The organism is Haloimpatiens myeolchijeotgali (genome assembly GCF_042688525.2).
Taxonomy (GTDB): Bacteria; Bacillota; Clostridia; order Clostridiales; family Clostridiaceae; genus Haloimpatiens.
In genome coordinates this window covers 3,889,726-3,910,975 of the sequence record NZ_JBHWAB010000001.1, presented here as the reverse complement: position 1 = coordinate 3,910,975, position 21,250 = coordinate 3,889,726, and the positions used below count along the sequence as shown (strand labels likewise).

Below are 21,250 nucleotides of genomic sequence, written 5' to 3'. Positions count from 1 at the left end.
TAATTGGAGGAATACATATGAAAAAAGGACTATTGATAACTTTAGAAGGACCAGATGGATCAGGAAAAACAACACAGATTCAGCTTTTAGAAGAGTATCTAAAACAAAAAGGGTTTGAAATTATAAAAACACGAGAACCTGGTGGAACTCCAATAAGTGAAAAGATAAGAAATATAATATTAGATAACAGAAATACAGAAATGAGTGATATGTGTGAGGCTCTTTTATATGCAGCATCTCGTGCACAACTTGTAAATGAAATTATTAAACCATCAATAGAAGAAGGTAAAATAGTAATTTGTGATAGATTTGTACTTTCTTCTATAGTTTATCAAGGAATAGGTAGGGAGTTAGGTATAGAAAAAATAAAATATATAAATCAAGCTGCGTTAGAAGGATTAGAACCAGATTTAACGATTATGCTTACAATACCGTATGAAGAAGGACTTAAAAGAAAGTATAAGCAAAAGACTTTAGATAGATTAGAAAACAGTGGAAATAAATTTCATGAAAAAGTATTTAATGGATATTTAGATATATCTAAAAATTATGATAAAATTAAATTAGTAAATGCCAATAAAAATGTAAAAGAAGTTCATAATCAAATAGTAGAAATAGTGGATTCACTTATAAAAAATAAGTAATAAGAATATAATAAGTAAAAATGTAAATGACATATGTTTAAAATAAGTATGATAAAAATAATTAGGGGGTATGTTTATGAAGTTAATAATAACGATAGTACAAGATGATGTAGCGGCAGATTTGATAGAATCAATAACAGAAAAAGATTATAGGGTGACTAAACTTGCAACTACTGGAGGGTTTTTAAAGGCTGGAAATACTACTCTTTTAATAGGAGTAGAAAAGGAAAAAGTTGAAGATGTGTTAGACATAATAAAGAAAGAATGTAAAACAAGAAAACAAATTGTTACATCACCATCACCAGTAGCAGGGTCAACAGGAGTATACGTGCCATATCCAGTAGAAGTTGAAATTGGAGGAGCTACAGTATTTGTAGTAGATGTAGATAAGTATCTAAAAATATGATGCTTATGGAGGTATTCAATGAGTTTTGAAAATATAATAGGACATGAAAATATAAAAGCACAAGTAATAAGATCAATAGAGAATAGCAAATTTGCTCATGCACATTTACTAGTTGGAGAAGATGGCATTGGTAAGAGTATTTTAGCTGAAAATATGGCTATGAAAATTTTAGGAAAAGTAAGAGAAATAGATTATCCAGATATAGTGAAATGGAAGGTGCCTAAAAATAGAAAAAGTATAGGAGTAGAACAAGTAAGAGAGTTAACAGAAGAAATAAATAGAAAGCCATATGAGGGAGATAAAAAGGTAATAATAGTATATGAAGCACATAAAATGACTATACAAGCACAAAATGCTTTTTTAAAGACAATAGAAGAACCACCAAAAGGTGTTTTTATAATTTTACTTTGTGAAAATCTTGAAGTTTTATTAGATACAATAAAGTCTAGATGTCAAATTCATAAACTGAAAAGTTTAACTGAAGAAGAAATTTATAAATACTTAAAAAGAAAATATAACAATTTAAGTGAAGATAAAATAAAATCAGTAATAGCATTTAGCAATGGTATTCCAGGAAGAGCAGAAAAGTTTTTAGATGATAAAATTTTTAATGAAATAAGAGATAAGACTATAGATATTTTTACTAACATTACAAAAGTTAATGAATTAAAAGCATTAGAGTATGACAGCTTTTTCTTAGAATTTAAAGAAAGTTGGGAAGAAATATTAAATTGTATGTTAGTATATATTAGAGATGCTATGATTTATAAAGAAACAAGTAATAAGGAACTTATAATAAATAAAGATAAATATAAAGAAATAGAAGAAATTACGAGAATATTTTCCTTTAAGAAATTAAATGATATTATAGATATTATTAAGGAAGCCATTGATAGTTTAAATAAAAATGTAAATTTAGCGTTGGTTTTTGATGTCATGCTTTTGAAAATACAGGAGGTTTAATATGGTAACAGTTGTAGGTATACGTTTTAGAAGAGTAGGTAAGATTTATTATTTTGATCCTGCTGAATTACAATTACAGGTAGGAGATAAGGTATTAGTAGAAACTGCAAGAGGTATAGAATTTGGGCAGTGTGTAATTCCTAATAGGCAAATAGAAGAAGATAAAATTGTGGCTCCACTAAAAAGTGTAATAAAAAAAGCTGATGAAAAAGATGTAGAGAAAAATTTAGAAAATAAAAGAAAAGAAAAAGATGCTTTTAAGATTTGTATAGATAAGATAAAAAAACATGAGCTTGATATGAAACTCATAGATGTAGAATATACTTTTGATAATAATAAAGTTATTTTTTATTTTACTGCAGACGGAAGAGTGGATTTTAGAGAGTTAGTAAAAGACTTAGCATCTGTATTCAGAACAAGAATAGAATTAAGACAAATAGGGGTAAGAGATGAAGCAAAAATGGTGGGTGGACTTGGACCATGTGGTAGACCTCTTTGCTGTGCAACTTTTCTTGGTGATTTTGAACCAGTATCAATAAAAATGGCTAAAGAACAGAATCTTTCTTTAAACCCAGCTAAAATATCAGGTATATGCGGAAGACTTATGTGCTGCTTAAATTATGAACAAAAAAATTATTTAGAAATAAGAAGGAAACTTCCAAAAGTAGGGTCTTTAGTAGATAGTTCTTATGGAAAAGGAGAAGTAATAGGAAATTCTGTTGTAAAGGAAAATGTAAAGGTAAAAATACAAACTGATGATGATGAAATAGTAAAAGAAATACCTATTAAAGAAATAAAACTTATATCTGGTGAATATGAAGATGATGTTAAAGATGAAGAAATAAACATGGAAATAAATAATGAAGAGGATAAGAAAATCATTAAAGAATTATTTAAAGAAAACTAGGGAGGATATGTTATGAAGTCCATATTTAAAATTTCTAGTATAAAAAATAATAAGGATGTTATGAAAATTAAAAATGCGATTACAAATTATGAAGGAATTGTAGCATGTCAAATAAATAAAGAAAACGGTGTTGTAGAAGTCGTATATGATAATTATTTTATAAATGAAGAAGCAATGAGTGAGTGTATAGAAAATTTAGGATATACTATTATTTAAAAGTATCTTTTAAAATATAAAAAAACGTGATAAAATAAACTGTGGATGATATTTTATCCAAAATTTTAAGGAGGTGTAGCAAATGGCATATAAAATTACAGATGCTTGCGTAAGCTGTGGAGCATGTGCTTCAGAATGTCCAGTTAACGCTATAAGCCAAGGAGATACTCAATACGTTATAGATGCAGATACTTGCATTGATTGTGGAAACTGTGCAAATGTTTGTCCAGTAGGAGCACCAGTTCAAGACTAATATAAGAACATAGAAAAAAGATCGCTTTGGCGGTCTTTTTTTATGTTCTAAAAAATCTTTTTATTATCAATAAGGAGTTGCAGAAAGAACAGAAGGATTTATTTTATTTACATTAATGATTTTATTAACTAAATATGCAGCAATTATTATAGTTATATTTTCAATAATGGTTTTTATAACGGGCGTTCAGAGGATGTTAGAGGCTAGAAAATTATTTTTACAGTAACTAGTAGGTCAAGTAACTATACAGTGTATATGGATTATAAAAAAGGAAATAATAACTTCTAAGGAGGAGTGATATTTCATGAAAAAAAGAGTTGCTGTTGAAAAAGGACTAAGACCAGTAAAACAATTTTTATCAGAAGATGGATATAAAGTAAGTGAATTTACAAGTAAGGAAATGAACGATTCAGCATATTTTAATAAATTTGATGCTGTAATTATAACAGGTGAAGATGAAAATATGATGGGAATGGAAGATGCTATAACTGAAGTTCCTGTGATTTCAGCACATGGAATGACACCTGAGGAAGTTAAATCGCAAATGGAAAATAAAATGATGTAATAATTGTATACTTATATTGATTTAAAAAATATACCCGTCTAAAATATTTTTAGATAGGTATATTTTTTTATGTTAAAAATATATTATTTTTAACATAATTTTAATTTTGATGTGTAACTATTTGGAGTGAAGATGAATATAATATAATAAAAAAATAAATGGCTTTGTGTTTTAATTTTGTAGTTTGTATTAGAATTTATTATGGATAATTTTCTCCATATAGAGATCATATTCAGTAGTATAAACTGTTTATGGTCTTTAATTTTTAAAAATTAGGAATTCTAGAAAGTAATATAAAAGTAAGAAGGATACAAGTTGTTATTACAATAATAAATATTTTTCCAATAGGCTTGTATATATTAAGAGTCCAACCAATACCCAGTCTTTTAGGTACCCATAAACGCTTATCATTTGGATTATAGTATATATAACCCATAAGCCAATATATATCTTCGTCTACATTAGTAGTTGTAATAAAACTTTTAAATTTATGTAGTTTTTTGCCAGTATAGAAACTTAATGTAGCACTATAAATAAAAATTATAAAAGTAATCATAATTATAAGCATATTATTATATTTTATATTAATAAAACCTAAGTTAGAAATACTAGTTGTTAAAAATAATAAATTTATCAAAAATGAATTTATTAGTAAATTTTTTGACCAAAGAGTATAAAGTGTATTAATTTTATTTTCTATGTCTATATTTGAAAAAACCAATATTTCTTTTGATTCCATAATTAAATTATATATATAATTTAAGAAAATAGTGAATTCTATTTCTGAAAATGGAATTAGTAAAAAAGTAAGCAATGATTTTTTTGTCCAAGAATATAAATAACCATTATTAGTATAAGTCGTAGGAGACGTACTTGGAATATTATTGTATTTCATAAGTACGATGATTAAATTTAATAGTATAATTAAAATAGGAATCCAAAAAAATTTTTTATTCAATATAAGTTTTTGATTTTTACTAATTGTAGTATCTATAACTATTAGATCTTTTTTTCCAGATGACCAATTTTGCTTAGTTTTTAGCAATTTGATTTTTTTATGGACAATATAATAATTAATGTGAATTAATGTTGCTAGGAAAAAAAGTAGTACTACCATAAGTAATGCATTGTCATAATACTTATAAAGTAGAAATATACATATTATAGAAAAGATTCCACAGGTAAATAAATACATTTTCTTATAAGCATTTTGTAATTTTTTTAATCTAAATTTATTTTTATTTTTATATTCTTTAGGTATTGTAATGCCAAAGAAAATATTATTATTTTGAAAATAGGGTAAACATAATCCTATCATAAATATTATAAAGATAGGTAGTCCAAATGAAATCAACAATATTAGACTATTTCCTATATTAGTATTATGCATAAGTACACCTCCAGTCAGATTAATAAAATCTATAGGAGCAGATTTTATGTTTATTAATTCATATCATATAGATTATAAAGCACTAATAATTAAAAAACAAATAAAAACAAAAAAGTATAATTATTTTAATATAAATTAATATGTAAATATAGTTTTTTATACACCTCCTTAGATACAATTGAGAGCTCAGCATTATTTTAATGTTGAGCTCTTGTATATATAATTAATAAATTAAATTAAATATTTGAGTAGTAATTAAACAAATAATTATAGCTATAGCAGTAGGCATAAGTATAGAGAATAAAGTCCATTTTATACTTCCAGTTTCTCTTTTTATAGTCCACACAGTGGTTCCACAAGGAAAGTGTAGAAGAGAGAATAACATCATATTTATAGCAGTTAAAACTGTCCAACCGTTATTCACAAGAACAGTTCTGAGAGATTGTAAATTTTCAAATTCTATCATAGTTCCCTTTGAAAGGTAAGCCATCATCAAAATAGGAAGAACTATTTCGTTAGCAGGAAATCCAAGTATAAAAGCTAGAAGTATAAAACCATCAAGACCTATTAGTGTCCCAAAAGGTCCTAATAGATTGGCTAAATGGTTAATTATGCTTAGATTACCTATATAAATATTACTTAAGAGATAAGTTATTGCTCCTGCAGGTGCAGCAACTATTATAGCTCTACCTAATACAAAAATAGTTCTATCTAAAATAGAAGTATAAAGAACTCTAAGTAGTTGAGGTTTTCTATAAGGAGGAAGTTCAAGAGTAAAAGAAGAAGGTATACCTTTTAATAAAGTTTTGGACAAAATAAAAGATATTAGTAATGTTATACAGATTCCTATAATAACTAACATAAGGACCATGAGTGCTGCAATTAATCCCCCAAAGGATTCTTTAAATTTCATTCCAAAGAAAATAGTTGATATAGCTATTAATGTAGGAAAACGACCATTACAAGGTACAAAATTGTTTGTAAGTATTGCTATAAGCCGTTCTCTTGGAGAATCTATTATTCTACAAGCAGTAACTCCTGCAGCATTACATCCTAGTCCCATACACATAGTAAGACATTGCTTCCCGTGTGCGCAGCATTTTTTAAATAAATGATCAAGATTAAAGCATACTCTAGGAAGATAACCTAAGTCTTCTAGTAAAGTAAATATGGGAAAGAATATAGCCATAGGTGGAAGCATAACAGAAATAACCCATGCTACAGTTCTATAAACACCAAGTATCAATATACCATAAAGCCATGAGGGTGCATTTATATAATTAAAGAATTGGGTTAATTTAGGTTCTAATGCAAATAGAGCATTAGATAGTAACTGAGATGGGTAATTAGCCCCTTCTATAGTTAACCAAAAAACCCCACAAAGAAGTAAGAGCATGATAGGTATTCCAAAACATTTAGAAGTTAATATGTCATCAATACGTTTATCTCTTCTATGATTAGAATTTTTAGTAACAGTATGTTTACTTATTTGTTCTGCATGCTTATATAAGTTAGATACAATAATATCTCTAACTTCATTGTTATTATTTCGTCGAAATGTAGATGCTTCTTTTAAAATATCATTCATAGTTATTTTGCTATTCATGGTTTATTCCTTCTTTTAGATTGCTATATGGAATTTGTACATCTAAGTATTTACTTATAGAATCTAAAATTGATTTATCACCGTCTAAAAGTCTTAGAGCAATCCATCTAGAATTAATTTTACCTTTAAAAATTTCGTCTAACTTAGGTGTAGTTTTAGATAAAAATTTTTCTATAGATATACCATACTTAATTTTGATAGGATTAGTTATTATTTTATTTTTACAAAGTTTGTAAATAGTGTCTTTTAAGTTAAGGATTCCTATATTGTTTCTAGCATTAGTAGGAATAACAGGTATCCCTAGTTTATGAGATAAAAGGTCTATGTTTATTTGTATATTTTTGTTTTTTGCCTCATCCATTAGGTTAAGACATACTATGACTTTATCTGTTATTTCTAATACTTGAAGTACTAAATTTAAATTTCTTTCTAGACAAGTAGCATCTACTACAACTACAGTAGCATTTAAGTTACTGAAACATAAAAAATCTCTTGCAACTTCTTCCTCGACAGAACTAGCCATAAGTGAGTATGTTCCTGGTAAGTCAACAACTATAAAATTATGATTATTATAAATATATTTTCCTTGTGCACTTGTAACTGTTTTTCCAGGCCAGTTACCTGTATGTTGATGCAAGCCAGTTAGTGAGTTAAAAACAGTACTTTTTCCTGTGTTAGGATTTCCAGCTAAAGCTATTATAAAATCATCTTTAGTTTCTTTTTTTACATCAAAAGAATCTTTAAGATTCTTTTTTAGGGATGATGAGTAGGTTATACCCATAGGAAACCTCCTAGTTAAAATTGTTATTAAATAAATAATCAAAATTGAATTTTTTCATATCTTAATTACTGAAATATTAGAAGTTTCTTCTTTTCTTAAAGCGATTGTAGTATCTCTAATAATATATGCAGTAGGATCTCCTGAAAAGCTTTTTCTGAGAACATATATTTTTGATCCAGGAATGATACCTATATCAAGTAGTCTTTGTTTTGATAATCCTTGAGAGGAAACTTCAATTATTTTACCCCAACAGCCTACAGGTAATTCTGAGAGCTTAATAAACTTAGACATGTAGATCACCACATTCCATATAAATACTAATTTTATAATATGAGAAAAGTATAGATTTTGTTACAGTTTGATAAATAGAAATAAAGTGATTAGTAGACATGATTATAAATTATATTAAAAAAAGAGCTAAAGGTTCATTGAACCTATTAGCTCTTGCTCCTTACATGGTTACACGCCAATAAAATATCAACTTAAGAAATTAAGTTTAAAATTATTATAACTTGTAAATAATTACTTGTCAATTCATTTTTACATATAAAATTTTATAAATTAAATTTAGCTTAAGCATATAAATTAAAAAACTAGTAGTTTATAATAAAAGAAAATTAGTTTATAATAACTTGGTAATACAATTTAAGTTATGAAAATTTTTAAAGTAGCAGGAGGGGAAAAATGATATCTATATTTAAAAGTATACAAGATAAAGGATTGAAGGAAATAGAAGATATACAAGCAGGATGTTGGATCAATATGGTAGCACCTTCTGATGAAGAAATAGCTTTAATAGCTAAGAAGACAGGAGCTCCTATCGAATACTTAAAAGCAGCTCTTGATGAAGAGGAATCTTCTAGATTGGAAGTAGAAGATGATAATATTCTAATAATAGTAGATATACCTTTTACTGAAATGGAGTATAACTCACTTACTTATGATACTTATCCTCTTGCCATAATACACACAAAAAATGAAATAGTAACAGTATGTTTAAAAGATAGTAAAATATTAAAAGGATTTACGGAAGGCAAAGTGACTTCTTTTCATACATTTAAAAGATCTAGATTTATATTGCAAATTCTTTATAGAATAGCTAACTTTTATTTAATATACTTAAGGCAAATAGATAAAAAAAGTGTTTTAGTAGAGAAACAGCTTCACAAATCTATGAAAAATAGAGAACTTATTCAATTATTAGCATTAGAAAAGTCATTAGTTTACTTTTCTACTTCTTTAAAGGCTAATGAAATGACTTTAGAAAAAATGTTAAAGTTATATATAATTCAAAAATATGTAGAAGACAAAGATGTGTTAGAGGATGTAATAGTAGAAAACAAACAGGCAATTGAAATGTGTAATATATACAGTAATATTTTAAGTGGAACTATGGATGCATATGCATCAGTTATCTCAAACAATTTAAATATAGTTATGAAATTCTTAGCAGCTATAACTATTGTTATGTCAATACCTAATATGGTATCAGGATTATTTGGTATGAATGTTAGAATACCATTTCAAAATTCACCATATGGATTTTGGTTTGTAATAGCTATTGTAGCAGGGGTTTCAGCTACAGTTACATGGGTACTAAGTAAAAAGGGTATGTTCTAAAATTCATATAATTTTTAGTTATAATTGATAGTTAAGTAAAAAGAGGTGAAGTATATGGATTTAGTTAGAAAAGATGAAACTTTAGATGATTTACAGCTTAATGGAATTTATGTTATACAAAAAAAGCAAGGGTTTAGGTTCGGAGTAGATGCAGTGCTTTTAGCTAATTTTTCAAGAATACGAAGTGGGACAAAGGTAGTAGATTTATGTAGTGGTACAGGAATAATACCGTTCATATTAGCGGGAAAAACAAAAGCATCTTATATAGAGGGAATTGAGATTCAAGATGAACTTGTAGAGATGTCAAATAGGTCAGTTATGTATAATAAACTACAAGATAAAATAAAGTTTACAAAGGGAGATTTGAAAGATCAGGAACTATTAAAAAACATAGGAAGAGTTGATGTAGTTACTGTTAATCCTCCATATAAGTTAAAGAATTCGGGAATAATAAATATGAATGATAAAAATGCAATATCAAGACATGAAATATTATGTACATTAGAAGATGTAATAAAAGCGTGTAGAGTACTTTTAAAAGATAATGGGAGAATGTATATGGTTCATAGACCAGATAGAATTGCAGATATAGTTACTTTAATGAGAAAATATAAAATTGAACCTAAAAGAATAAAAACAGTTCACCCAACTTATAATAAAGCTCCTAATATTGTTCTTATAGAAGGACAGAGAGATGGAGGAAGCTTCTTAAAATGGGATAATCCTTTATATGTACATAATGAGGATGGAAGTTATACAAAAGAAATTAATGAAATATATGGTAGAGAATGATTGAGGTGATTTAATGAGTTACGGAAAACTATATTTAGTAGGAACACCAATTGGAAATTTAAATGACATAACGTTAAGAGCATTGGAGACTTTAAAAAATGTTGATTTAATAGCTGCAGAAGATACAAGACAAAGTATAAAGTTATTGAATCATTTTAATATAAAAAAAACATTGATAAGTTATCATAAATATAATGAGAATAATAGAGGAGAAGAGTTAATAAAAAAAATAAAAGAAGGGACTAATGTAGCTGTAATTACAGATGCAGGGATGCCAGGGATATCTGATCCTGGGAGCGTAATAGCACTAAAATGTATAGAACAAGGAATTAAGTTTGAAGTGATTCCAGGCGCTACAGCAGTTATAACAGCTCTTGTATATTCAGGATTAGATACAGAAAAATTTTTGTTTACAGGTTTTTTACCTAGAGAAAATAAAGAAAGAGAAAGATTAATTGAAAAATTGAAAGATAGAATGGAAACTCTTATTTTTTATGAAGCACCTCATAGATTGAAAAAAACTTTACAATTTATGAAGGAAAATTTAGGGAATCGTAGAATATCTATATGTAGAGAATTAACTAAGATTCATGAAGAAATCCTCAGACTAACGCTGGAAGAAGCTATTGAACATTACAATGATATAGAACCTAGGGGGGAGTATGTACTTGTTATAGAAGGAAAAAGTAAAGAAGAAATAGAAAAAGAAAAAAAAGCTTTGTGGGAAGATTTGAGTATTGAGGAGCACATAGTTAAATATATGTCCCAAGGTAGTACTAAAAAAGAAGCTATAAAAAGAACTGCTAAAGATAGAAAATTACCTAAATCAGAAATATATAAACATTCTTTGAATATTTAATAATATAATCTAATTAAAGTATATAAATGATGATGTAATATATTAATTATATTATTATTAAGTTAATTTTATATTAAAGTTGAGTTTGAAAAGGTTAAATGTTATAATTTATATAAAGACTTTTGTTAAATTGCATATACTAGTTAGTATATGCAATTTTAAACAAAAATATTCGAAAAGAGATAGAAAATATTATATATACAATTTGAGAGAGTTAATAAGATAAAAACACATGGGTTATGTATAAAAAAAGGAGGAAATGGGAGTGCGTAAAAAAGTTATATCTGTTGTTATTGCAACAAGTGTTATTTTAGGAACAACGTTACCAGCAGTTGCGACGCCTTTGGAAAATACTTTAAAACAGCAGCAAAGCCAATTAAAAAAGAATAAAGATTCTTTAGCACAAGTAAAAAAACAGAGAGAAAACTTAGAAGTGGAAATAGAAAAATTAGATAGTAATATTGAAAGTATGATGATGCAAATAAATAGCATTAAAGATAAAATAAGTAAAACTGAAAAAGATATAAAAATTGCAGAAAAAGATCTTAAGAAAGCAGAAGATGATTTAAATAAGCAGCAAAAGTTATACAATGAAAGAGTAAGAGCTATGTACATAAATGGTGCAGATAGTTACTTAGAAATGATATTGGATTCAGAAAGCTTTTCTGACTTAATAAGTAGAGTAGATACTGTAAAAACTATAATGAATTATGATAAAAATGTAATGAGTAAATTCAATAAGAAAAAAGAAGAAGTTTCAGGTAGAAAAAAAGCCTTAGATACAGAAAAACAAACATTAGTAAAACTTAAGACTGAAAATGAAAATAAATTAGCCAAGCTTAATGAAAATAAAGATGAACAACATAAGTTAATTGCAGAATTAGATAAACAAGAAAGAGCGTATAGTTCTAAAATATCACAATCTCAATCAGTAGTTAATGAAACTATGAGAAGAATACAACAAATGAAAAATGCAGCAAACAATAATAAACCATCAAACAATAAGCCATCAAGTAATAAACCATCAAGTAATAAACCATCAAATAATAAACCATCAAGAGGTGACTCAGACGTTTCAGGCAATAGTGTAGTTGCTTTTGCATCAAATTATTTAGGAACTAGATATGTATGGGGTGGTACTACTCCTCAACCAGGATTTGATTGTTCTGGATTTGTTCAATATGTGTACAGACACTTTGGAGTAAATTTACCAAGAACTACTTATTCTCAAATTAATGTAGGAAGATCAGTATCTAGAGGAAATCTTCAACCAGGTGATTTGGTGTTCTTTGGAAGCTCTAGTTCTCCACATCATGTAGGAATGTATGTAGGAAATAATTGTTACATTCATGCGCCAAGAACAGGTGATGTAGTAAAAATTTCACCACTAACAAGAAGTGATTATGCAGGTGCTAGGAGAGTTAAATAGTATATTTAAGATTTTAAGTATTTGAAATAGAGAGGGAAATGATGTTTGAAATCAATTCCCTCTTTTTATTATATTTAAATTTGTTGCAAAACAAATTTATTTTATTTTAAATAGTTTAATATTTTTATCTATTATAAAACCCGTATGAATATTCATACGGGAAATAGGGTGTAATATATCTATGTAATAGGGTTAAGTTATGAACGAAATTATTTACCAGATTTTAATTCTTCTAAACAAGATTTACAAATGTTTTTACCTTTGTAATTAACAACATCTCTTGCATTTCCACAGAAGATACATGCTGGTTCATATTTCTTTAGTATTATTTGTTCACCATCAACATATATTTCTAAAGCATCTTTTTCAGCTATGTCCAATGTTCTTCTAAGCTCTATAGGAATTACAATTCTTCCTAATTCGTCTACTCTTCTTACTACACCTGTTGATTTCATTATTAAAATCCTCCTTTTAATAAACATATTAATTACTACATCTTTCGACATATCTACTAAAAAAATTGTAACAAAAATGACATTTAAAGTCAATGGATAGTGTTGATTATTTTATATGAAATTACAAAATAATTATTAACTTCCATCTATAGTTAATATACTACCATTTTATACAAATGTCAATATATTTTTTTGGATAAATACAAATTTTTACTATTGTTCAATGCTAGATATATCAATGAAAGAAAAAATATTTAATATATATTATGCCCATTAATAACAAAAATATCCATAAAATTTTATTTTGCTTAATCTAAAATAAAAAAAAGTAATTAATTGGATTTTTACAATATAGTGTCGAAAAAAATGAACTATAAAGATATATATATTTATAATTTGTTTTATATTATATTAGATTTTATATTACTACACAGATATATATTAAAATTTAACAAATTAATAAATTAATTGAAGCTTTAAAATTGATTTATAATACATTATTTTTGAATTACTGAGAAAAATTGATATGCATATTTTTGAAATGTAATTATTAAACATATTTTTTATTGAAAATTAGTTGATGATATGGGTTATAATATATTTATACATAAAATATCCTTGTAAAAGAATAAAATAGAATAAGATAAAGGATTACTAATTAAACAATAATAATAGTTTTATTATCAGAAAAACTACAAGTAACATACTTTATTATTTGTAGAAATGTAATATTAAAAACTGAAAATAAAAGGTGATTGTATGAAGAAAATAATAGATGAAATAAAGAGGTTTGCTATAAAAAATTGTAATAATGTATATGCTGTAGGAGGATATATAAGAGACAAATTAATTAATAATAAAAATAAATATGAAGACATAGATATAATTTATGATGGGAATATAGAAAATTTAATCAATTACTTAAAAGTAAAAAAATATAAAGTTATTTGTATTAACAAGAATATAAAAATTTATAGGGTCTATAATGATGGTATAGTTTTAGATATATGTAGTCTTAAAGGTGATAGTCTAAAACAAGATTTAGAGAAAAGGGATTATACAATCAATGCTATAGCGTTAGATTTATGTAGTAATAAAATAGTTGATCCGTTTCAAGGAAGGAAACATATTCTAAATAGAACTATTCACTATGTAAATAAAGATAGTATAAAGGAAGATAGAGTAAGAATATTAAGAGGTGTTAGGTTAGCAATAAAATATGATATGCATTTTTCAGTAGATACTGAAGTTTGTATTAGAACTGAAGCAAAGTTTATAAGTAATTGTACTAAAGAAAGAATTTTTGATGAATTAATGAAGATAATAAAAGCAGATACATTTGGTAATGCTTTTGAAATGCTTGATACATATGGAATTTTGAAAGACTTATTACCTTATATAGAACAACTTAAAACTATAGGGAAGTGTAAATATCATATAGAGGATGTATTTACTCATATGAATACTACATATAAAGTTTTTAAAGACTTAAGTAATTTTAAATTTAATTTAAAAGGATTAAATTATGATAAGTTTAATATTCAAATAGGTAATTATAAATTACAAGATTATCTTGCTTTTTCGGCATTTGTTCATGATATTGGGAAATATGAATGTTATAAAAAACAGGGCAAAAAAGTTAGCTTCATAAATCATGATAAAGTAGGAAGTATGATAATGAATTCATTTTGTAAGTTTTGGAGATTTCCTAGAGATGCAAAGAATATAGTTGTAAAAGTAGTTGAGGGACATATGTACCCATTAATTTTATTTAAAAATAATGTTAAAAATTATAGAGATAGTTTTTATAAGTTTTTTGTTAAATATGATAAATTTGTTACATATATATTAACAATATCTTTTTGTGATGTATATGCTACTGAACTTTTTTTAGATATGAATAATGAAAAGGAGAAGTATAAAGAATATATAGAAAAAATTTTTAAAGAATATGAAATATATAAAAATATAAAAGATAATAGACTTTTAAAAGGAAATGAAGTAATACAACTTATTGGGAAGGAGGGACGTATAGTGAGTGAAATATTAGACGAAATAGATTATTTAAGATATAAAGGTAGAATTACAACAGCACAAGAAGCTATAGATTTTATAATGAAGACGTACATAACATAAGAGCAAATAGGCAAAAAAGTTTTTTGAAGTGTTTTTGAAAACGTTTTAAGGAGGTTTTTATATGAAAATATTTATTGATACTGCTAATATTGAAGAAATAAGAAAAACGGCTGAACTTGGAATATTAGATGGAGTTACAACAAATCCGTCTCTTATAGCTAAAGAGGGAAGGGATTTAAAACAGGTTATTTCAGAAATATGTTCTATAGTTGATGGACCTATAAGTGCAGAAGTTATAAGTTTGGATGCAGAGGATATGGTTAAAGAAGCTAAGGAACTGTCTAAATTACATAAAAACGTTGTTATAAAAATACCTATATGTGAGGAAGGATTGAAAGCAGTAAATATACTTTCAAAGGAAGGAATAAAAACAAATGTAACATTAATTTTTTCAGCTCAGCAAGCATTACTTGCAGCAAAATCAGGAGCTAGTTTTGTAAGTCCTTTTATAGGAAGAGTTGATGACATTGGGAATGGTGGTTTAGAAATAGTAAGGGATATCTCAGATATTTTTAACATATATGGATTGGAAACACAAATAATAGCAGCAAGTATAAGAAATCCAATGCATGTATTGGAATGTGCTAAAGTAGGATGTGATGTAGTAACTGTACCTTATAAGGTTATAATGCAGATGATAAAGCATCCATTAACAGATATTGGAATTAAAAAGTTTTTACAAGATTATAAAAAAAGTAATAAACGCATTTAATTGAATAAAAGATTAATGGCTGTTGAATGAGAATTATAGTTCAACAGCTATTTGTTTTAGGTTTTATAAAAAAGTTATTTCGTAAAAAACAAGATGATGTATGTTTAGTAGAAATAGATTGATAAAGTAAAAATATAATAATATTATTTTTAAGTAAAGGATTTTAGTTATACGTTATTATAGAATTAAAGTTCGGTGTAATCGATTAGAAAAATAATTACATATTATGGAATAAAGTATAATATAAATGAATGAACTAGTTTAAATATAATCAATGTGAATTAAAAAATAAAAAAATTTTTTTTTATTCCACATACATTTAACAGGTTATTAACAAGTAAGTTGTGGATAATGTGGATAAAATATTTGTCGAATGTGAATATATGAAATAAAATACTAAAATATAATAATTCACACAACAAATAGAGTTGTCCACAAAATTTGTGGATAATATGTTAATAAGTGTGGATAAGTTTTAAATAATACACAAGTTATATATAATATGCAATATATATGTGAGTTATTTTCAATTATCGAAATCATGTGTATTGTCGAAAAAAATAATATATTGTACTACAATAAGTAGAGAATTAAAAAAATGTTATATGTTAATTGAAAAGAGTAAATATAAAATCTTTCATTATATATGATTTTTAAAAAGTCTAAATAGAAATATAATTATTATAATTAGAAATAAAAATTTAAAGAATAAGGGCATAACATTATAGCAGAAATAGTATACATCAAATAATTTAATAGATGGATAACCGATATAATAAAAAATTTCAAACATCTCCTTTCTTTAATATATGGTATTCATAAACAAAGTAGTTGGTGAAAACTTTGAGATAAAGTGATTGAAATAAAGCATATTTGGAAAAGATATAAGATATCAAAGGAAGAGTAACTTGTAATATAGTTATAAATACCGTATAATATATTTTATAAGAGACATAAAAGAAGTGTAGCAAAGTTATAGTACTTAAGATTAAATAAAGTAGTAGTTATATATGTAGTAGCTGTATATTATTAGTTGATACATAAATTAAACCATTAATATAAGGAAAGGAGTTAATTTTATTGAGTAATAACCAATTTTCTATAGAAAAAATAAATCAATTAGCTAAAGAAGTTTCTATGAATAGTATTGTTCCATATGATGATTTGCCAGAATATGATCTTTTTTTATCACAAGTTATAGATTATTTAAATGATCGTTTTGAAAATGAAAAATATACTAAAAATATTGTACAAAATTATATTAAAAGTGAGGTAATATCTAAACCTGAAGATGGTAAGAAAAGAGGTTATACAAAATTACATTTAGCACAATTAGTTCTTTTAAGTTACATGAGACCTATACTTACAACAGAAGAGATAAATAAAGTATTTAGACTAGCTTTTAATGAGATAAATGATAGAAGTGATGATATTATATCTTGGGAAAAGGCATACAAGATATTTGCTAAAATACAAGAAGACAGTTTTCAAAGTTTTTTAGAAAGAGAATATTTTAATGAACAAAAATTTAATGAAATAATGAAGGATATTCATTTAAAAGAAAATGATGAAGAAAGAATATTAGGATTTTTAGTTGTAATGACATTAATAGCTCAAGCTAGTGCAACAAAGAAATTAGTACATAAAATTGTAGATGCATATAAAAATGAAGGAAAGGATAAAGAAAAACATAAAGAAAAAGATAAAGAAAAAGATAAAGAAAAATAATTAAATATTAAAAAGCATCAGTTTAAAAACTCCATGCAAATGCATGGGGTTTTTTTATGGAATATTTTGTGAATTATTGGGAAGATTATAAATGTAATGATTGTAATTAGTATAAAAATTAATTAATCACAATTAAAAATAGTTGAAGTAGGGGTGGAAAATTGAAATATAGAAATAGAGTTTTTGAATACGGATTGGGTATTTTTTTGTTTTTATTAATTTTATATTTGATTGGTAAAATGGGATTTATAATTATATTTTTAAAGCAAATTTTTAGTTTAATATTAATTCCTTTATTAATGGGTATCCTTTTTTATTATATATTACGTCCTATAGTTAATTTTTTAGAAAAGAGACACATAAATAGAGGGATTGCAAGCATAATTGTGACGTTAGGAATTATTTTTGTAATAATAATGATAATGATATATGGTGGAACTTCTTTAAATAATAATTTTAGTAAATCATTTAATGATTTATTTACTCAATTTCAGAATGCAACTAAGATAATTAATGAAAAATTTGGGGGTATAATTTCCAGTATAGAACTTAATAAAAGAATTAATTCTTCCGTACAAAATTTTTGGGGAACGTTTACAGAAAATATAACTAATATATTTTCTCAAATAGCAAATGTAGGGAGTCAAATAATTCTTATTCCATTTATAATTTTCTATTTTTTAAGAGATGACAAAAATTATGCTAAACGCATTATAAAAATTACCCCTAATAAATATAAAAATGCAGTAAAAAATCTTTTATTAGATGTTGATAAGACTTTATCTACATACATAACTGGTCAGTTAATAGTAGCTGTAGTTGTAGGGGTTTTAATGTATATAGGCTATAGAGTAATAAAAATTCCAAATGCATTTTTGTTATCAATATTTGTTATGATAACAAATATTATTCCATTTTTAGGACCATTTTTAGGTGCAATTCCTGCAGTTTTAATGGCATTAACTATAGATATGTGGATGATTCTAAAGGTATTAATTGTATCTATTATAGTACAACAATTAGAAGGTAACTTGATTACTCCTAATATATTGGGAAATAAATTAGAAATTCATCCTTTAAGTATAATTCTATTGGTTTTTATATTTATTTCTTTATTTGGAACTCTAGGAGCATTTATTGCTATTCCTGTTTATGCAGTATGTAAAGTAACTATAAAAGATATTTATAAGATATATAAAGTTAAAGATATAAAAACTAAATAGTTATAAATAATGGACTGTAAATTAAATGTTTGTAAATTAAATGGAGTGTGTATAAATTATATGAATAATGATATTAATATAAAGAAACCTTTTAAAAGTGTAAATCAACTTATAAGTGAAATGAATAAAATTTCAATAGAAGAATTTAAAAGTATAGAATCTATAACATTAAATGATTACTTTTTTAAAAATGAGGAGTTTTTAAATAAGTTTATTAATTGTACTGGTGGAGCGGGAATGCATCACCATTATAAACATGGACTTTTAGAGCATACACTAAGTGTAATGTATATGGCTAAGCATATTGCATACAGGTATAATTGTAAAAATAAGGAAATAGCTATACTTGGAGCAAAACTACATGATATTGGAAAGATTTTAGAATATAATTTAGACGAAAACTTTACAAAAACATTAAGGGGAGAAATGGAAGGGCATGTTGTTATAGGGGCATGTATGTTAGAAAAAGCATTTAATGAAGAAAGTAATATATATAGTGATGACTTTAAGGATAGAATTAGAGGATGTATTGTACAGCATCATGGTAAATATGAGTATGGAGCACCTGTACAACCAAACACAGAAGAGGCATTTGTGGTTCATTTTGCAGATTACGTGGATTGCAAATTCAATATAATTGGAGAAGTCAAAGATAAAATTACAGATAATACATGGTCTGCATACGAACAGTTATTAGATACTAAATTGTATAAATAATATAGTTTTATGAGTTTAAAATGAGAATTTAAGTTTTAAAAAATATATTTAATGTTAATGGATATTTAATTTTGAATTAATATATTTTTAATAATAAAATGCTATTATGTATTTAATTAAAAAAGTCCCCCTTATTTTAATATTTTTTATTACGTTAGAAAGTAATTCTAACGTTTTTTTTATTGTTTTAGGCTTCAAGGAAGAAAAAAATCTACTTGAAGCCTAAAAGTGTCTCTATTAATATATTGAATCACATATAATATTGAAAATATAAAAGAAAGTTTGTGTTAACAACTGCTAGGTTTTATATTGCTAGGTATGATTGTAACACCACTTCCAAACAAACTCTTCTTATATACCAATTTAGCATTGTCAAATAAGAAAGATTCTTCAGGGTCAGCAACAAATTTTATTCCTTCAGTGAAGGAAACAGTATCATCTTCTCTTTGTTCATCCAGAACTATTCCAAGTTTAGGACCTCCTCATCCAAAACCTTTTATCATAAGTCGTACTGCATCTTTTTTATTGTTTTTAAGTTCATTTTCGAAAAAAATCTTAGATTTTTCGTCTAAAAGTATATTCATAAAAACACCTCCTTGTATACCCCATATAGGTATATTATATATTATATGGATCATTAATTAGTATGTCAAATAAAATTAAAAAAAATTAAAAAATAATTTTATATGCAGTAAATGCCTATATTTATGCATAAAATGTATAAATTTTATAAAAATTTGGAAATAAAACGTGGAAATGTGTGTAAAACTTAAAATGTGTATAGAATAGTTATACAATTTACTGAAAATTCAAAGTGTTGACAATGTTTAGGATACATAGTACTATGATTTTGCAGGATAAGTTGCATATGTTTTGAGGGGGGATGAATATGAAGATAGTTTTAGCTTTAGGAGGGAATGCTTTACAATCAAATCCAAAAGATAAAAGCACACAGGCACAACTTAATACATGTAAAGAAACAGCTAAATCTATAGTTGATTTAATAGAACAAGGACACCAAGTTGCTATAGTTCATGGTAATGGACCTCAAGTAGGTCAGATAGTAGCTTGTACAGAGACTGCACATAAAACTAAACAAGAAAACGTTTTATTCCCATTTGATGTATGTGGGGCATTTTCACAAGGGTACATAGGATATCATCTTCAAAATGCTATTTCTGAAGAGTTAAAAAAAAGAGATATAGAAAAATCCGTGGGTACAATAGTTACTCAAGTTTTAGTTGATGAAAATGATAATGGATTTAAAAATCCTACAAAGCCAATTGGATCTTTTTATACAAAAGAAGAGGCTGAAAAACTTCAAAGAGAACAAGGATATATAATGAAGGAAGATGCTGGTAGAGGATATAGAAGGGTAGTAGCGTCTCCAAAGCCAATAGATGTTATGGAAAAAGATTTGATAAAAAATTTAGTAGAGTCTGATTCAATAGTTATTTCATGTGGTGGTGGTGGAATCCCAGTTATAAAAGAAGGGGATACTATAAAAGGTGTATCAGCGGTTATAGATAAGGATTTTGCAGCAGAAAAGTTAGCAGAAATATTAGATTCAGATATACTATTAATATTAACGGCAATAGATAGGGTATGTATAAATTTTAATAAATCAAATCAAAAACAATTGGATAAATTAACTTTACAAGAAGTAGATAGGTATATAGAAGAAGGACAATTTGCACCAGGAAGTATGCTTCCAAAAGTTGAAGCTTGTAAGAAATTTGTACAATTCGATAAAAATAAAACAGCAATAATAGCTTCACTTTCTAAGGCAAGAGAAGCATTAAAAGGATTAAGTGGTACAAAAATAGTTAAGTAGAAATAATTATGGTA

General features: G+C 25.9%; 22 protein-coding genes. 17 read left to right on the top strand and 5 right to left on the bottom strand.

Annotation, left to right across the window (positions count from 1 at the left end; genetic code table 11):
• The first annotated feature begins 17 nt into the window (after window positions 1–17).
• From tmk to ACFIJ5_RS17525, 7 genes are all read left to right on the top strand, one after another.
• Window positions 18–644, top strand: a complete 627-nt coding sequence (gene tmk, locus ACFIJ5_RS17555) for a dTMP kinase (RefSeq protein ID WP_379809379.1) — start codon at window positions 18–20, stop codon at window positions 642–644.
• Window positions 645–720: 76 nt separating this feature from the next.
• Window positions 721–1,050: a cyclic-di-AMP receptor gene (locus ACFIJ5_RS17550; protein ID WP_379809377.1), complete on the top strand. Its 330-nt coding sequence runs from the start codon at window positions 721–723 to the stop codon at window positions 1,048–1,050.
• A gap of 18 nt (window positions 1,051–1,068) precedes the next feature.
• Window positions 1,069–2,013: a DNA polymerase III subunit delta' gene (locus tag ACFIJ5_RS17545; protein WP_379809375.1), complete on the top strand. Its 945-nt coding sequence runs from the start codon at window positions 1,069–1,071 to the stop codon at window positions 2,011–2,013.
• Between the two features lies 1 nt (window position 2,014).
• Window positions 2,015–2,920, top strand: a complete 906-nt coding sequence (locus ACFIJ5_RS17540) for a PSP1 domain-containing protein (protein WP_379809373.1) — start codon at window positions 2,015–2,017, stop codon at window positions 2,918–2,920.
• Between the two features lie 12 nt (window positions 2,921–2,932).
• A complete protein-coding gene (locus ACFIJ5_RS17535) occupies window positions 2,933–3,136 on the top strand; it encodes a heavy-metal-associated domain-containing protein (protein WP_379809371.1) in 204 nt (67 codons plus the stop codon).
• A gap of 82 nt (window positions 3,137–3,218) precedes the next feature.
• Entirely contained in the window at window positions 3,219–3,389 is a 171-nt protein-coding gene (locus ACFIJ5_RS17530) for a DUF362 domain-containing protein (RefSeq protein WP_379809369.1), read from the top strand.
• A gap of 304 nt (window positions 3,390–3,693) precedes the next feature.
• A complete protein-coding gene (locus ACFIJ5_RS17525) occupies window positions 3,694–3,954 on the top strand; it encodes a YkuS family protein (RefSeq protein WP_379809367.1) in 261 nt (86 codons plus the stop codon).
• 265 nt (window positions 3,955–4,219) lie between these two features.
• Here the strand turns inward: ACFIJ5_RS17525 and ACFIJ5_RS17520 are convergent, their stop codons facing one another.
• From ACFIJ5_RS17520 to ACFIJ5_RS17505, 4 genes are all read right to left on the bottom strand, one after another.
• Window positions 4,220–5,344, bottom strand: a complete 1,125-nt coding sequence (locus ACFIJ5_RS17520; RefSeq protein ID WP_379809365.1) for a DUF5808 domain-containing protein — start codon at window positions 5,342–5,344, stop codon at window positions 4,220–4,222.
• A 223-nt stretch (window positions 5,345–5,567) separates the two neighbouring features.
• Window positions 5,568–6,950 (bottom strand): nucleoside recognition domain-containing protein, encoded by a 1,383-nt coding sequence (locus ACFIJ5_RS17515; protein ID WP_379809363.1) that lies wholly within the window; start codon window positions 6,948–6,950, stop codon window positions 5,568–5,570.
• Window positions 6,943–7,731 carry a FeoB small GTPase domain-containing protein gene (locus tag ACFIJ5_RS17510; protein WP_379809361.1) on the bottom strand — a complete coding sequence of 263 codons (789 nt, stop codon included), beginning with the start codon at window positions 7,729–7,731 and terminating at the stop codon, window positions 6,943–6,945. The genes ACFIJ5_RS17515 and ACFIJ5_RS17510 overlap by 8 nt, the downstream gene beginning before the upstream one ends.
• A gap of 54 nt (window positions 7,732–7,785) precedes the next feature.
• Window positions 7,786–8,022 (bottom strand): FeoA family protein, encoded by a 237-nt coding sequence (locus ACFIJ5_RS17505; RefSeq protein ID WP_379809359.1) that lies wholly within the window; start codon window positions 8,020–8,022, stop codon window positions 7,786–7,788.
• Between the two features lie 393 nt (window positions 8,023–8,415).
• On the opposite strand from ACFIJ5_RS17505, the gene ACFIJ5_RS17500 reads away from it, so the two are divergent.
• From ACFIJ5_RS17500 to ACFIJ5_RS17485, 4 genes are all read left to right on the top strand, one after another.
• The gene (locus ACFIJ5_RS17500) at window positions 8,416–9,351 is read left to right on the top strand and encodes a magnesium transporter CorA family protein (protein ID WP_379809357.1); all 936 of its coding nucleotides are present in this window, start codon (window positions 8,416–8,418) and stop codon (window positions 9,349–9,351) included.
• Between the two features lie 54 nt (window positions 9,352–9,405).
• Window positions 9,406–10,143: a tRNA1(Val) (adenine(37)-N6)-methyltransferase gene (locus ACFIJ5_RS17495; RefSeq protein ID WP_379809355.1), complete on the top strand. Its 738-nt coding sequence runs from the start codon at window positions 9,406–9,408 to the stop codon at window positions 10,141–10,143.
• 13 nt (window positions 10,144–10,156) lie between these two features.
• Window positions 10,157–11,002, top strand: a complete 846-nt coding sequence (gene rsmI, locus ACFIJ5_RS17490) for a 16S rRNA (cytidine(1402)-2'-O)-methyltransferase (RefSeq protein ID WP_379809353.1) — start codon at window positions 10,157–10,159, stop codon at window positions 11,000–11,002.
• Between the two features lie 265 nt (window positions 11,003–11,267).
• A complete protein-coding gene (locus ACFIJ5_RS17485; RefSeq protein WP_379809351.1) occupies window positions 11,268–12,431 on the top strand; it encodes a C40 family peptidase in 1,164 nt (387 codons plus the stop codon).
• A gap of 209 nt (window positions 12,432–12,640) precedes the next feature.
• Here the strand turns inward: ACFIJ5_RS17485 and ACFIJ5_RS17480 are convergent, their stop codons facing one another.
• Entirely contained in the window at window positions 12,641–12,886 is a 246-nt protein-coding gene (locus ACFIJ5_RS17480; RefSeq protein WP_379809349.1) for an AbrB/MazE/SpoVT family DNA-binding domain-containing protein, read from the bottom strand.
• A gap of 759 nt (window positions 12,887–13,645) precedes the next feature.
• Here ACFIJ5_RS17480 and ACFIJ5_RS17475 point away from each other — a divergent pair.
• The 6 genes from ACFIJ5_RS17475 to arcC all read left to right on the top strand — a co-directional run bounded on the left by ACFIJ5_RS17475 (window position 13,646) and on the right by arcC (window position 21,236).
• On the top strand, window positions 13,646–15,022 hold the full coding sequence (locus ACFIJ5_RS17475) for a tRNA nucleotidyltransferase/poly(A) polymerase family protein (RefSeq protein ID WP_379809347.1): 1,377 nt from the start codon (window positions 13,646–13,648) through the stop codon (window positions 15,020–15,022).
• A gap of 61 nt (window positions 15,023–15,083) precedes the next feature.
• Window positions 15,084–15,734 (top strand): fructose-6-phosphate aldolase, encoded by a 651-nt coding sequence (gene fsa / locus ACFIJ5_RS17470; protein ID WP_379809345.1) that lies wholly within the window; start codon window positions 15,084–15,086, stop codon window positions 15,732–15,734.
• Window positions 15,735–16,871: 1,137 nt separating this feature from the next.
• Window positions 16,872–17,462, top strand: coding sequence for a DUF1836 domain-containing protein (locus ACFIJ5_RS17465; RefSeq protein ID WP_379809641.1), 591 nt, complete (start codon window positions 16,872–16,874; stop codon window positions 17,460–17,462).
• A 161-nt stretch (window positions 17,463–17,623) separates the two neighbouring features.
• Entirely contained in the window at window positions 17,624–18,685 is a 1,062-nt protein-coding gene (locus ACFIJ5_RS17460; RefSeq protein ID WP_379809343.1) for an AI-2E family transporter, read from the top strand.
• A gap of 9 nt (window positions 18,686–18,694) precedes the next feature.
• Window positions 18,695–19,402, top strand: coding sequence for an HD domain-containing protein (locus ACFIJ5_RS17455; RefSeq protein WP_379809341.1), 708 nt, complete (start codon window positions 18,695–18,697; stop codon window positions 19,400–19,402).
• Between the two features lie 889 nt (window positions 19,403–20,291).
• Entirely contained in the window at window positions 20,292–21,236 is a 945-nt protein-coding gene (arcC, locus tag ACFIJ5_RS17450) for a carbamate kinase (RefSeq protein ID WP_379809339.1), read from the top strand.
• Window positions 21,237–21,250 lie beyond the last annotated feature (14 nt).

Coding starts and splice junctions, on each gene's coding strand:
- tmk (WP_379809379.1), top strand. CDS start 18: ATGAAAAAAGGACTATTGATAACTTTAGAAGGACCAGATGGATCAGGA.
- ACFIJ5_RS17550 (WP_379809377.1), top strand. CDS start 721: ATGAAGTTAATAATAACGATAGTACAAGATGATGTAGCGGCAGATTTG.
- ACFIJ5_RS17545 (WP_379809375.1), top strand. CDS start 1,069: ATGAGTTTTGAAAATATAATAGGACATGAAAATATAAAAGCACAAGTA.
- ACFIJ5_RS17540 (WP_379809373.1), top strand. CDS start 2,015: ATGGTAACAGTTGTAGGTATACGTTTTAGAAGAGTAGGTAAGATTTAT.
- ACFIJ5_RS17535 (WP_379809371.1), top strand. CDS start 2,933: ATGAAGTCCATATTTAAAATTTCTAGTATAAAAAATAATAAGGATGTT.
- ACFIJ5_RS17530 (WP_379809369.1), top strand. CDS start 3,219: ATGGCATATAAAATTACAGATGCTTGCGTAAGCTGTGGAGCATGTGCT.
- ACFIJ5_RS17525 (WP_379809367.1), top strand. CDS start 3,694: ATGAAAAAAAGAGTTGCTGTTGAAAAAGGACTAAGACCAGTAAAACAA.
- ACFIJ5_RS17520 (WP_379809365.1), bottom strand. CDS start 5,344: ATGCATAATACTAATATAGGAAATAGTCTAATATTGTTGATTTCATTT.
- ACFIJ5_RS17515 (WP_379809363.1), bottom strand. CDS start 6,950: ATGAATAGCAAAATAACTATGAATGATATTTTAAAAGAAGCATCTACA.
- ACFIJ5_RS17510 (WP_379809361.1), bottom strand. CDS start 7,731: ATGGGTATAACCTACTCATCATCCCTAAAAAAGAATCTTAAAGATTCT.
- ACFIJ5_RS17505 (WP_379809359.1), bottom strand. CDS start 8,022: ATGTCTAAGTTTATTAAGCTCTCAGAATTACCTGTAGGCTGTTGGGGT.
- ACFIJ5_RS17500 (WP_379809357.1), top strand. CDS start 8,416: ATGATATCTATATTTAAAAGTATACAAGATAAAGGATTGAAGGAAATA.
- ACFIJ5_RS17495 (WP_379809355.1), top strand. CDS start 9,406: ATGGATTTAGTTAGAAAAGATGAAACTTTAGATGATTTACAGCTTAAT.
- rsmI (WP_379809353.1), top strand. CDS start 10,157: ATGAGTTACGGAAAACTATATTTAGTAGGAACACCAATTGGAAATTTA.
- ACFIJ5_RS17480 (WP_379809349.1), bottom strand. CDS start 12,886: ATGAAATCAACAGGTGTAGTAAGAAGAGTAGACGAATTAGGAAGAATT.
- ACFIJ5_RS17475 (WP_379809347.1), top strand. CDS start 13,646: ATGAAGAAAATAATAGATGAAATAAAGAGGTTTGCTATAAAAAATTGT.
- fsa (WP_379809345.1), top strand. CDS start 15,084: ATGAAAATATTTATTGATACTGCTAATATTGAAGAAATAAGAAAAACG.
- ACFIJ5_RS17465 (WP_379809641.1), top strand. CDS start 16,872: ATGAATAGTATTGTTCCATATGATGATTTGCCAGAATATGATCTTTTT.
- ACFIJ5_RS17455 (WP_379809341.1), top strand. CDS start 18,695: ATGGACTGTAAATTAAATGTTTGTAAATTAAATGGAGTGTGTATAAAT.
- arcC (WP_379809339.1), top strand. CDS start 20,292: ATGAAGATAGTTTTAGCTTTAGGAGGGAATGCTTTACAATCAAATCCA.